This is a genomic window from Pseudomonas sp. S2_A10 (assembly GCF_054668465.1).
This window is the reverse complement of record NZ_CP162773.1, coordinates 4014195-4027636: the sequence shown is the minus strand read 5'-3', so window position 1 is coordinate 4027636 and position 13442 is coordinate 4014195. Positions and strand designations below refer to the sequence as shown.

8 protein-coding genes are annotated in these 13442 nt (G+C 61.6%); 2 read left to right on the top strand and 6 right to left on the bottom strand.

Going from position 1 to position 13442, the window contains the following annotated elements; all coding sequences use genetic code 11:
* Positions 1–56 precede the first annotated feature (56 nt).
* The 6 genes from AB4N41_RS18030 to AB4N41_RS18005 all read right to left on the bottom strand — a co-directional run bounded on the left by AB4N41_RS18030 (position 57) and on the right by AB4N41_RS18005 (position 10025).
* A complete protein-coding gene (locus AB4N41_RS18030; protein WP_252877803.1) occupies positions 57–3263 on the bottom strand; it encodes a transporter substrate-binding domain-containing protein in 3207 nt (1068 codons plus the stop codon).
* Positions 3264–3273: 10 nt separating this feature from the next.
* On the bottom strand, positions 3274–3906 hold the full coding sequence (locus AB4N41_RS18025; RefSeq protein ID WP_056784337.1) for a response regulator transcription factor: 633 nt from the start codon (positions 3904–3906) through the stop codon (positions 3274–3276).
* Between the two features lie 125 nt (positions 3907–4031).
* Positions 4032–4466: an ANTAR domain-containing protein gene (locus AB4N41_RS18020; RefSeq protein WP_041478514.1), complete on the bottom strand. Its 435-nt coding sequence runs from the start codon at positions 4464–4466 to the stop codon at positions 4032–4034.
* Between the two features lie 230 nt (positions 4467–4696).
* Positions 4697–7396: a magnesium-translocating P-type ATPase gene (gene mgtA / locus AB4N41_RS18015; protein ID WP_460137872.1), complete on the bottom strand. Its 2700-nt coding sequence runs from the start codon at positions 7394–7396 to the stop codon at positions 4697–4699.
* Between the two features lie 675 nt (positions 7397–8071).
* Entirely contained in the window at positions 8072–9409 is a 1338-nt protein-coding gene (locus tag AB4N41_RS18010; protein WP_041478512.1) for a lysine N(6)-hydroxylase/L-ornithine N(5)-oxygenase family protein, read from the bottom strand.
* Positions 9410–9542: 133 nt separating this feature from the next.
* Positions 9543–10025: a sigma-70 family RNA polymerase sigma factor gene (locus AB4N41_RS18005; RefSeq protein WP_041478511.1), complete on the bottom strand. Its 483-nt coding sequence runs from the start codon at positions 10023–10025 to the stop codon at positions 9543–9545.
* A gap of 280 nt (positions 10026–10305) precedes the next feature.
* Here AB4N41_RS18005 and AB4N41_RS18000 point away from each other — a divergent pair, with 280 nt between their 5' ends.
* Positions 10306–11469 (top strand): efflux RND transporter periplasmic adaptor subunit, encoded by a 1164-nt coding sequence (locus AB4N41_RS18000; protein ID WP_150635768.1) that lies wholly within the window; start codon positions 10306–10308, stop codon positions 11467–11469.
* Complete coding sequence (locus AB4N41_RS17995) at positions 11470–13440, top strand: MacB family efflux pump subunit (protein WP_252877801.1); 1971 nt, start codon at positions 11470–11472, stop codon at positions 13438–13440.
* Positions 13441–13442 lie beyond the last annotated feature (2 nt).

The window sequence follows — 13442 nt, the reverse complement described above, 5'->3', positions numbered from 1 at the left end:
GGGTCAGCAGCGCGCATTTCGCGAGCAGGCTCGCTCCCACAGCAGACTGCATTGGTTCAGAGGCACCGTGCGAGGCCGTGCATGGCGTCGCGCAGCTTGCCGATGGCACGCTCGATAAACGCGTTATCACCGTCTCGGCACGCCGTGTCCAGATCTGCACACGCCGCAACAACCCGCGCAGCGCCGACCATTTGCGCGCCGCCCCTGATGCGATGGGCCAGCTCACGCAGGCCGTTGCGGTCGCCGACGTGGATATGATCCAGAGCCTGGAGATCATCACGCAGGCTGTTGCCGACTTCCTTGCGCAAACGCTCGATCAACGAGTGATCGGTCCCGGCCATCTGCTCCAGGGCACTCAGGTCAATCTCGACCGACTCGGCGCCAGGCGGTTCATCTTCGTGAAGCTCGCAACGGCGGGCGCCGTTCATGGCTTCAGCCAGATCATGCAAGCGAATCGGTTTGAACAGGCAGCCGTCCATGCCGGCATCCAGACAGCGCAGGCGCTCTTCGATCTGCGCGTTGGCCGTAAAACCGAGGATCAGACAGGGCCTGCGGCCGCTGGCGGCTTCTTCGTTGCGAATCGCCTGTGCCAGTTCATAGCCATTGCGTCGCGGCATGTTGCAGTCGGTGATCACCACATCGAAGGCCTGGGTTCGCCAGCGGTCCAGCCCCTGTTCGCCATCGCCCACATCTACCGTGCGATGCCCGAGTTCGCTCAATTGCCAGCACATCAGCAAGCGATTGACCGGGTGATCGTCCACCACCAACACGCTTAATACACACGTCGCGGCTGCCGCCTCGGGCGTTGCCAGTGTGGTCGTCACCGACGTCAGCAGCGGCAACTGGATATTGATTTTTACTCGCGTGCCTTGCCCGAGATCACTATCGAGACCCAGCGTGCCGCCCATCATTTCGCAGAGGTTACGGCTGATCACCAGCCCCAGGCCGGAACCGCTGCGCGCCGCTTGGAGGCTATTGCTCGCTTGAACGAACGGGCTGAACAGGCGCTTTTGATCTTCAGCACTTATACCGATGCCGCTGTCTTCGATCAGCACTTGCACACTCACTTGCTCGTGCGATATCGCAACGATCTGCAGACGCAGGCTGACCTCGCCTGCCTCGGTGAATTTGATCGCATTGCTCAACAGGTTGGACAGCACCTGTTTGAAGCGCGTCGGATCGATCAGCACATCCACGTCGGCGCGCGGATCAAGCTCGATGCGCCACAACAAGCGTTTCTGCCGCGCCAGCCCTTCGAACACTCGACATACCGACGACACCGTCTCCCGCAGGTTGGCCCGCTCGGGCGCGAGGGACAAGTGCCCCGATTCGATACGAGCGATATCGAGAATGTCGCCAATCAACGCCAATAATTGCTGGCCGGCATTCGACGCCACCTGAATGGCGAGTCGATCGGTCACGCCCTCCTCTGCGCGCTTGAGGGCCAGTTCGAGCATGCCGATCAGGGCGTTCATCGGCGTGCGGATCTCGTGGCTCATGGTCGCCAGAAAAGTACTCTTGGCCCTACTGGCTTCGTCCGCCGCGTCCTTGGCCTGTTGCAGTTGCAGCAACCATTGCTGACGCTGGTGGATCTGCCGGCGCTGCCAGCCAATCCACAGCAGTGCCAACAGAAGCAAGGCAGCTGCGCTGGCGAAACCCAGCAGAATCTCCTGACGGTGGCGCAGCCAGTAGCTGTTCTCGACCACTACATCGTGGCTCCAGCGCTCGACCAGTTCATCCATTTGCTGCGGCGCAATGCTCAGTAACGCCTTGTTCAGGATCGAGTGCAGCAATGCCGATTGCGGCGCCGTGGCCAATGCGATGCGCGCCGGCTGATCGCCAACGGTGCCGGTAATTCGCAGGCGATCGCGGTACTGCCGGGCAATCAGAAAACGCGCCACCAGCAACGAGCTCACCGTTACGTCGACCTGTCCTCGGGCAATCAGCGCCATGCCTTCGGCGGGGCTTTTCACTTCGACCAGACGTAGTCCGGGCACGCGTTGCAACAGGTATTCGCGCAACGGGTGGCCGCGATAGATGGCCAGGCGTTTGCCCGCCAGGTCGTCGAGCGGCAATGGATGTGGCCCGTTCGCCGCACTGACCAGCACGAACGGATTGTTCAGATAGGCGCGAGTGAATTGCAGCTGCGCTTCCCGCTCGGTGCTCGGCGTCACTACCGGCAGGACATCAAGTTCACCCGCCTGGAGCTGCTCGAACTGATCGTTCAACGAGGTGCCACGCACGATCTCGAAATTCAGCCCGCTGCGCTGGGCGATGAGGCTCAACAACTGCGCTGCCAGGCCGTTGAAGCGTCCCTCGGCATCGAAAAACGCCAACGGCGCGAAGTCTTCGACCGCGCCCACCCGCACCACCGGGTGCAGATCAAGCCACTGCTGTTCAGCGGCGCTGAGCTGTACCCGGGACTGCTCGGCCATCTCGGCAAGGCCGACACTCCAGCGCTGTTCGATCAGATGCCGACGCTCCATGGGCACGGCCAGCAAGGCCTTGTCGACGATGCGTTTGAGCACCACATCGCTGCGCAATAACGCAAAGGCGAACGGATTGGCATCAAGCCCCGACGGCCCGGCCAATTGCAGGTCGTTGCGATAGTTGGTGTTGATCAGATAATTGGCGCTGATGAAGTCGCCCAGGTACACGTCGTCGGCACCGAAGGCGACCGCGCCGAGTGCATCCATGGCCGAAGCATAAAGCTGCACGTGGGCGCCGGGGTAGAACGCCTGAACATGGGCCAGTGGCAGGTAATCCTCGACCATGGCGATGCGTTTGGCCGTAAGGTCGGCGGTCAGCTTCTCGTCGTGACGCGTGACCAGCATCGGCTGATCTTCAGCATACGGCCGCGACAGAACAAAGGCCGGATCCGCCGCTTCGAAACTGTTCGAGGTGCCCAAGAGATCAACGTCGGCGCGCTTGAGTGCGGCCATCAGTGCCGGCCGATCGGCGAAACGCCGCACTTCGATCCTGATGCCAAGCAGTTGCGCCAGCAGATCGGCGTAATCGGCGGTCAGCCCTTCCAGCTCATGCTGTTGGCGGGTGATTTCGAAGGGCGGGTAATCCGGGCCGGAGATGCCCATGCGCAAAACTGGATGCTCACGCAGCCAATGGCGCTCCCGATCATCGAGGCGGACCTGGATACCCCCAGGTTCGAGGCGCGCCAGCACCTCCAGTGTCTGCGGTTGGTCATTCGCCCCGACCGAGGCAACAAGCCCCAGCCACAGTCCTAAAACCCGCAGTCCCTGCGTCATGTCGAGGTACTCAGATCAAGTGATTGCGCTTGGCGAACTCACGCAGAAGCACCAGCGAACCCAGGCCAAGTTTCGCCATCATGCGGGTCTTGTAGGTGCTGACGGTCTTGTGACTCAGGTGCATCTCCTGGGCGATGGCTTTGTTTGGCTTGCCCAACGCCAGGTTCACGAAAATGCATAACTCTCGATCGGACAGCTGCGCGATCAGCTCCTGTTCAGTGCGTTGCACCGCGTTGTACAGACCGCTGGTATTGGGCAACGCGGAGAAATAGGTGTGGCCGGACATCAGCGCCTTGATAGCGTCGTGCAGCAGCGTCAGATGATTGCTCTTGGTCACGTAACCCCGCGCGCCCGCGCGCAAACAGCGCTCCTGGTAATGCGTGGGCTCATGCATGCTGAACACCAGGATCCGGCAGCGTGCCGTCGGCGCTTTGATCTGGATTCGCGTCAGCACTTCCAGCCCGTCCATGGACCCCAACCCGAGATCGAGCACGACCAGGTGCGGATCATGCGCGCAAATCAACGGCACGACTTCATTGCCATTGGACGCTTCATGAATCTGCGTGAAGCCTTGAGCCTGCAGGACGATTCGAATGGCCGCGCGCACGACTGGGTGATCATCGACGATCAGCGCTGACTTCATTGGTACTCCTGCAAAATCGAAGACACCGCAACAGTCTGTCCCGGAGTCGGTGGCCGCGCCGGCACTGTTACATGGATGAGCAAGAGAATCACCTGTCAGGTCTGACAGTTGTGCAGAGTGGTTTTTTATGCATTGGCATGGCGCAACGACGCGTGAGAGTCGGGCGGTGCCTGGCGTTCGTCGCAAGCTTCGACTCTCGCCATCACCTGCCCGATGAGCTGTGAATTGGGCAATGGCGTCGGGCTGATCTGCGCGTTTTCCTGAGCAAACCCCGCAACCGCCAGCAAGGGCGCCGACGGTTCGTTGTAGATCAGAGCGTGGCGAACCTGTGGGTGATCGAGCAGAAAGCCCGACAGATCCAGGGAGCCTGCCGCCAGCTCGGCATTGATCACCAATACATCGAACGGCTCGCAGCCGTAGTCGACCAGCGTCAACAATTCGCCGAGATTCTGCACCGGGGCGACGCGGTAGTAGCCGAGCGAGTTGAACAGGCGCTCGATTTTCATGCGATGAAAATGCTGCGGGTCGGCGATCAGGATGCGCAACGCTTTGTTGCTCATGGTCATTCTCCCGGTGAGGTTTGGGGAGGGCAAGACTACGCAAGCGCCGGGGATAGCTCTGTAGGACTTTTCCTAAAAATCCGCTCATTCATCCGGCGGCCCCGACGCACCAATATCCCCTGTGGGAGCGAGCCTGCTCGCGAAGGGGCTATACCAGTCAGAGACGTATTGACTGACACGGCGCCTTCGCGAGCAGGCTCGCTCCCACAGGGGAGAGCATTCCATGGCTGCTATTGCCAGCCGAATCGACGGATGTAGAAGCCTTTCACCGCTTGGGTCAAAGCCATGTACGCGAGCAGAATCATTGGCAGAAACGCGAAATACAGCGACGGCAATGCCTGCAACTTGAAGTAATGCGCCAGCGGGCCCATGGGCAGGAAGATGCCGACTGCCATGATAATCGCCGTCATCACCATCAGCGGCATGGCTGCACGGCTTTGCAGGAACGGAATCTTCGGCGTACGGATCATGTGCACGATCAGCGTCTGGGTCAGCAACCCGACCACGAACCAGCCGGACTGGAACAGCGTCTGGTGATCCGGGGTATTGGCGTCGAACACGTACCACATCAAGGCGAAGGTGGTGATGTCGAAGATCGAGCTGATCGGGCCAAAGAACAGCATGAAGCGCCCGACGTCAGCCGGCTGCCAGCGCTGCGGCTGTTTCAGCATCTCGTCGTCGACGTTATCGAACGGAATGGCAATCTGCGAAATGTCGTACAGCAGGTTTTGCACCAGCAGGTGCATCGGCAGCATCGGCAGGAACGGGATGAATGCACTGGCCACCAGCACCGAGAACACATTGCCGAAGTTGGAGCTGGCAGTCATCTTGATGTACTTGAGCATGTTGGCGAAGGTACGCCGCCCTTCGAGCACGCCCTCCTCCAGCACCATCAGGCTTTTTTCCAACAGGATGATGTCCGCCGCTTCCTTGGCGATGTCCACCGCGCTGTCCACGGAAATGCCGATGTCGGCGCTGCGCAGCGCCGGCGCGTCGTTGATGCCATCGCCCATGAACCCGACCACATGGCCGTTGCCCTTGAGCACACGGACGATGCGCTCCTTGTGCGACGGCGTGAGTCTGGCGAAGACGTTGGTCGTCTCGACCGCCACCGCAAGCTCAGCATCGCCCATGCGCTCAATGTCATTGCCCAGCAGCAAACCCTGTTGGCCGAGGCCGACCTCACGGCAGATTTTCGCCGTCACCAGCTCGTTGTCGCCGGTCAGTACCTTGACCGCCACGCCATGCTCGGCCAAAGCCTTGAGCGCTGGCGCGGTGCTTTCCTTCGGCGGATCGAGGAACGCCACGTAACCGATCAGCGTCAGTTCCTGCTCATCGGCCAGGCTGTAAATCTCGCGGCCTGCTGGCATTGAGCGAGCCGCGACCGCCACCACGCGCAGACCTTCGGCATTGAAAGCGCCGGTGACCTGGCGAATCCGCGCCAGCAATTCATCGCTCAATGCCTCATCAACTTCGCCGTGACGCACCCGGCTGCACACCGCCAGCACTTCTTCCACCGCGCCTTTGCAGATCAATTGGTGGGGCTGAGCGCGGCCCTCCACGACCACCGACATGCGCCGGCGATTGAAATCAAACGGGATTTCATCGACCTTGCGAAACGCACTGCCGACTTTCAATTCGCGATGGATTTCCACGTGTTCGAGCACGGCGACATCCAGCAGGTTTTTCAGGCCGGTCTGGTAGTAGCTGTTGAGGTAGGCCAGTTCCAGCACAGCGTCAGAATCCTCACCCCAGACGTCGACATTACGCGCCAAAAAGATCTTGTCCTGAGTCAGGGTGCCGGTCTTGTCGGTGCACAGCACATCCATGGCGCCGAAGTTCTGAATCGCGTCGAGGCGTTTGACGATGACTTTTTTGCGCGACAGGAACACGGCGCCTTTGGCCAGGGTCGAGGTGACGATCATCGGCAGCATTTCCGGGGTCAGGCCGACGGCAATCGACAGCGCGAACAGCAGCGCTTCGGTCCAGTCACCCTTGGTGAAACCGTTGATGAACAGCACCAGCGGCGCCATGACGAACATGAAGCGGATCAGCAGCCAGCTGACCTTGTTGACGCCCTGCTGGAACGAGGTCACCGCGCGGTCCGTCGCGCCGACCCGTTGCGCCAGCGCACCGAAATAGGTGCTGTTGCCGGTGGTGAGAATCAGCGCAATCGCGCTGCCGGAAACGACGTTGGTGCCCATGAACAGAATGTTGTCCAGCTCCAGCGGGTTACGCGTGTCGCGATCGGTGTACCGGGTGAATTTCTCCACCGGCATCGATTCACCGGTCATCGCTGCCTGGCTGACGAACAGGTCCTTGGCGCTGAGCACGCGGCAATCGGCGGGAATCATGTCGCCGGCCGAGAGTACGATCAGATCGCCGGGCACCAGTTGCCTGATCGGCAGCTCCCGGCGTGGGCCATCGCGGCGCAGCACCGTGGCGGTGTTGCTGACCATGGCTTTGAGCGCATCGGCGGCCTGATTGGATTTGCTCTCTTGCCAGAAGCGCAGCAGCGTCGACAGCACCACCATGGAGAAAATCACCACGGCCGCCTTGAGGTCTTCGGTCAGCCAGGAGATCACCGCGAGCAAGGTCAGCAGCAGGTTGAACGGATTTTTGTAGCAGTGCCACAGATGGGTCCACCACGGCAGTGGCTGCTCGTGTTCGACTTCGTTGAGGCCGTGTTGCGCACGCAGTGCATCGGCTTCGACCTCGGTGAGCCCCTCGCCGTGCGTGCCCAACGACGACAGCAACGCGGCGCTGTCGGCATGGGCGGCAGCCACCAGCGTACTGGCCAGCGTCGGCGGCACTTCACGGTTGACCCTGGTGTCGTTGATCGAATCCAGCAACGCGAGGCGACGGAAGTGCCGGGCGATGTGACGGCTGCGCAGAAAGCCTGCGAAAAATTCCTTGAGTGTAAGTTTCATGGCTGTGTCCCCTGTGGTCAGCCGGGAAACCGTCGAGCAGGTACCGCCGCGCCCTGGCACCGGGACAACCGGCACGGCAAGGCGTAGCGCGCCCGTCGGGAATGACAGGCGTGTCGATAGGCTGCGATGACGACTGAGGTCGTCAGCACGCTTGGTTCAGCGTCGATGAGAAGGACGTCGAGACACGATCCGGAACGGGTCGTGCACGGGATGCCGCTGCTCGCTGGTACGGCGAGACAACGGCAGGGAAAGGCTGCGCGTTATCTTGCCGAGAATCTGCCGGTGATCGAGACCGGCCGACAACTGTCACTCGAACAAGTACCCACTGTGGGTCTCCGCAATTGATGAAAACGCGCGCAGCTTACGCCCGCAGCGAAACGGCTGGAAGAGGTGTTTGCCGGGAATGTGGCGGGTGTTCAGGAAGGGTTCAGAATTTCCCCGCGATCGTCCCTACGCTCAGCGTAGGAACGCCTCATCGGACGCTCCGCGTTCGGCTTCTGAAAGGGACGCGGAGCGTCCCGGGCTGCATTCCCACGCAGAGCGTGGGAACGATCATATGTGAGGCTTTCCATGGCCCCTTCGCGAGCAGGCTCGCTCCCACATTCTGGCCTGCGTTCACAGAACCATTGTGGGAGCGAGCCTGCTCGCGAAGGCGATATGTCAGGCAATGCAGATTCAGCTGGCAGTCGCCAACAACAGCTCCGCCACCGAGCGACTGTGCCCGCGCTGTTTGCCATGCTCGTACAGCGAGCCGGCGATTTCATCGGCGCGAATCGGCAGCACCGACAGCAGCGTATCGCTCAGGCCATGGCTGGCCTGGCAGAAGCCCTGCATATATATGCCGGCCTTGCAGCGCTCGTCGGTGATCAGTTTGTAGTTGCGATCGACTTCGAATTCGCCGAGATATTCCTCCAGCGGCGCGAGCAATTTGCGGTGCATCTGGCGCTCGTAACCGGTGGCCAGCACCACGGCGTCATAGATTCGCACCGTGACTTCCCCGGTGGCGTTGTTGCGCACGGCCAGTTCGATGCCGTTTGCCGTGGCAGTGGCGCTCTCGACGGTGGTCAGGGTGCGGAACGCATGGCGGGCAATCCCGGAAACCTTCTGCCGGTAGAAGATGCCGTAGATGCGTTCGATCAGGTCGATGTCGACCACCGAATAGTTGGTGTTGTGGTACTCGTTGACCAGACGCTCGCGCTCGACGCTGTTCTGCTGGAACACCAGATCAGTGAATTCCGGCGAGAACACTTCGTTGACGAACGGGCTGTCGTCCGCAGGCTTCAAGGCCGAGCCGCGCAGGATCATGTCGACCTGCACCGACGGGAATGAATCGTTCAGATCGATAAAGGCTTCCGCCGCGCTCTGTCCGCCTCCGATGATGGCGATGCTCATCGGTTGATTGTTCACGCAAGGCTGTCTGGCCATTTGCGACAGATACTGCGAATGGTGGAACACGCGATGATCGCCCTTCAGCGCCTTGAACGCCTCCGGAATGCGCGGTGTGCCGCCAGCGCTGACCACCACCGAACGCGTGGTGCGCACGAATTGCTGGCCGTCGCTGCCCCGGGAAATCACCCGCAACGCTTCAACCTGCTGGTTGTGCAACACCGGTTCGATAAACTGCACTTCTTCACCATAACGGCTCTGCTCGGTGAACTGCCCGGCCACCCAGCGCAGGTAGTCGTTGTACTCCATGCGGCATGGATAAAAAGTGCCGAGGTTGATGAAGTCGACCAGACGCCCGTGGTGCTTGAGGTAATTGACGAAAGAATACGGGCTGGTCGGATTGCGCAGGGTCACCAGGTCCTTGAGGAAGGAAATCTGCAACTCGCTCTGCGTCGACAATGTATTGCCGTGCCAGCTGTAGGTGGCCTGCTTGTCGAGGAACAGCACATCCAGTTCGCCCTGGATCCGGCCGCGCTCTTGCAGGGCGATGGCCAGTGCCAGGTTCGAAGGGCCGAAACCGACGCCGATCAGGTCGTGAACGATGGGCGATGCAATTGCCTGTGTCATTTCCAGTGTCCTCTGGATGAACCCCTCAACGCGGGGAAATAAAGCCTGGGTGGCCTGACCGGCCTGAATCAGGTCAGCAGGTCGTCTGTTGAGTAGGAACGAGGACGATGAAAGGAAATTTAACCGGCGCGGATCACTGGCCATCCCATTGCTGGATGCGCAAGCGGCAATGTTTCATGGCGTTGACGATGTGTTTTTCCACCAGCGCCCGGGAGATGCCGAGGGTCTGGGCGATTTCCGGATGGGACAGGCCTTCGATCTTGCGCAGCAGAAAACTGTCGCGGCACAGCGGCGGCAATTCGGCCAGTGCGCGCTGGAGCATTTCCAGGCGCTGTCCGTGATCAAGGGTGCCGTGAGGCGAGGGAGTGAAATAGCGCTCTTCGTTATCCAGCACGTCCAGCGATTCGACCTGGCGCAGCGCGTTGCGGCGGTGATCGTCGATAACCAGGTTCAACGCGGTGCGATAAAGGAAGGCCCGGGGTTGTTCGATCGGCACCTCGCTGGAGCGCTCCAGCACGCGTACGTAGGCGTCATGCACCACATCCTCGGCGACCTGACGGTTGCCCAGTCTGGCGTTGAGGAAACACACCAGCTCACGATAGTAGTTTTCCAACATGACTCCCGACCGCATCGATGCCGTTTCTGTCCTTGAGCGCACTGATCAGACCTGCGGATCACGCAGTAGCAAGATAGTGGCAACTTGAGGTGCGTAATTTATAGTAATTCTCATATAGATTTAAAGAGTTGATTCCATATCCCGGACAAATAGTCGTCGCCCGGCGTGCGGTAACTCGATGTGTCTGCGGCTAAATTCCGTCGCCCATGCCTCGTTTACAGGACAGCCCCTGTGTCTGTCGTGCCTTGCGACGGGCCGCAACCACTGGCCGGAACCCTGCATGAATCGTCCCCGCCCCGCCCGTCGCGCGCTGTTTGCCGCCCTCTGTCTGATTCCCGTGATCGCCGTTGCTGCCTGGCAGGTTTTGCCACCCGGTCGCGACGCCGTTGCCACTGTGCAGGTCAGCCGGGGCGATATCGAAAACAGCGTGACGGCGCTCGGTACCTTGCAGCCGCGCCGCTATGTGGATGTCGGGGCGCAGGCTTCGGGGCAGATTCAGAAGATTCACGTCGAGGCTGGCGATACGGTCAAGGAAGGCCAGTTGCTGGTGGAAATCGACCCGTCGACACAGAAAGCCAAGCTCGATGCCGGGCGCTTTTCCATCGAAAACCTCAAGGCGCAGTTGCAGGAGCAACGCGCCCAGCACGATCTGGCGCAGCAGAAATACCAGCGCCAGCAGAAACTCGCCGCCGGTGGCGCCACCCGCGAGGAAGACGTGCAGACCGCGCGCGCCGAGGTTCGCGCAACCCAGGCGCGCATCGACATGTTCCAGGCGCAGATCCGCCAAGCCCAGGCCAGCCTGCGCAGCGACGAAGCGGAGCTCGGTTACACGCGCATCTACGCGCCGATGAGCGGCACCGTGGTCGCCGTCGGTGCGCGCGAAGGCCAGACCCTCAACGCGCAGCAACAGACCCCGCTGATCCTGCGCATCGCCCGACTGTCGCCGATGACGGTATGGGCCGAAGTTTCGGAGGCCGACATTGGCCACGTCAAACCGGGCATGACCGCTTACTTCACCACCCTCAGCGGTGGCACTCGGCGCTGGAGCAGCACGGTGCGGCAGATCCTGCCGGTGCCACCACGTCCGCTTGAACAGAATCAGGGCGGCAGCCCTACCAGTGGTCGCAGCGGCAGCGAACGCGTGGTTCTTTATACCGTGCTGCTCGACGTCGACAACGCCGATCACAGCCTGATGACCGACATGACCGCCCAGGTGTTCTTCGTCGCCGAACAGGCGCAAGACACCCTGACCGTGCCGACTGCTGCCCTGCAACCGGGCTCGCGTCCGCAGTGGCAGCGGGCGCAGATCGTCGCTGCCAACGGTGATATTCAAACGCGGGAAGTGCGCACCGGCATCAACGATCGCCTGCGCACCCAGGTGCTGGAAGGTCTGGCCGAGGGCGAGCATGTTCTCAGCGCGCCGGCCGCTGGTCATGGAGGCTGAATGCACACGCCTCTGATCGACCTGCGGCAGATCCGCAAAGCCTACGGCGGTGATGACAGCCCCCGGGTGGAAGTGCTGCGCGGGATCGATCTGTCGATCCACGCCGGCGAATTCGTTGCGATTGTCGGCGCCTCCGGTTCAGGCAAATCGACGCTGATGAACATCCTCGGCTGCCTCGACCGTCCCACCAGCGGCGAGTATCTGTTCGCCGGGGAAAATGTCGCGCAGCTGGACAGTGATGAACTGGCCTGGCTGCGCCGCGAAGCGTTCGGGTTTGTCTTTCAGGGCTATCACCTGATCCCGTCCGGCTCGGCGCAGGAAAACGTCGAGATGCCAGCGATCTATGCCGGCACCCCGGCCGCCGAGCGGCATGCCCGAGCTCACGCGCTGCTGGAACGTCTCGGTCTCGGCACTCGCACCGGCAATCGTCCGCATCAGCTTTCCGGCGGTCAGCAACAGCGGGTGTCGATCGCTAGAGCGCTGATGAACGGCGGCCACATCATCCTCGCCGACGAGCCGACCGGCGCCCTCGACAGCCACAGCGGCGCTGAAGTGATGACCCTGCTCGACGAACTCGCCGATCAGGGCCATGTGGTGATCCTTATCACCCACGACCGCGAAGTGGCGCAACGGGCCAAACGCATCATCGAAATCCGCGACGGCCTGATCATCAGCGACAGCGCCGAGCACGCGTGCGCGCCGCCCGCGGCCAATCCCGGGGCGTTGCAAGCGGTCGACCTGCGCCAGCGCCTGAGCAGCGGCAGCAACCAGACCGGCGCCTGGAAAGGTGAACTGCTCGACGCTGTACAAGCGGCGTGGCGGGTGATGTGGATCAACCGCTTTCGCACGGCGCTGACCCTGCTGGGCATCGTCATTGGCGTGGCCTCGGTGGTGGTCATGCTCGCCGTCGGCGAGGGCAGCAAGCGTCAGGTCATGGCACAAATGGGCGCGTTCGGCTCGAACATCATTTACCTCAGCGGCTCGGCGCCGAACCCGCGTACGCCGGAGGGCATCATCACCCTCGACGACGTTGCCGAACTGTCCACCCTGCCCCAGGTGGAACGGATCATGCCGGTCAACGGCTCGACCGCCGGGGTGCGCTTTGGCAACGCCGACCACAGCAGTTACGTCGGCGGCAATGACACCAACTTTCCGCAGATTTTCAACTGGCCGGTGATTCAGGGCAGCTACTTCACCCAGGCCGACGAGGACAGCGCCGCCGCCGTCGCGGTGATCGGCACCAAGGTTCGCGACAAGTTGCTCAAGGATGTCGCCGACCCCATCGGTCAATACATCCTCATCGAAAACGTGCCGTTCCAGATCCTCGGCGTGCTTGCGGAAAAAGGCGCCAGCTCCGGCGACTCCGATAGCGACAACCGCATCGCCGTTCCCTACTCGGCGGCGAGCACGCGCCTGTTCGGCAGCCGCAATCCACAATACGTGGTGATTGCCGCCAAGGACGCGCGCAAGGTCAAGGACGCCGAACAGGCCATCGAACAGGCGATGTTGCGTCGACACCACGGCAAGAAGGATTTCGAGCTGACCAACAATGCCGCGATGATCCAGGCCGAAGCGCGCACGCAAGGCACGCTGTCGCTGATGCTGGGGGCGATTGCGGCGATTTCCCTGCTGGTCGGCGGTATCGGCGTGATGAACATCATGCTCATGACCGTACGCGAACGTACCCGCGAGATAGGTATTCGCATGGCCACCGGCGCCCGTCAGCGCGACATCCTGCGTCAGTTTCTCACTGAAGCCTTGATGCTCTCGGTGGTCGGCGGAATTGCCGGAATCGGCCTGGCGCTGCTGGTCGGCGGCGTGTTGTTGCTCAGTGGCGTGGCGATCGCCTTTCAAGCGCTGGCGGTGATCGGTGCGTTTGCCTGTGCGCTGGTCACCGGCGTCATCTTCGGCTTTATGCCGGCCCGCAAAGCTGCCCGGCTCGACCCGGTCACGGCCCTTACCAGTGAATGATC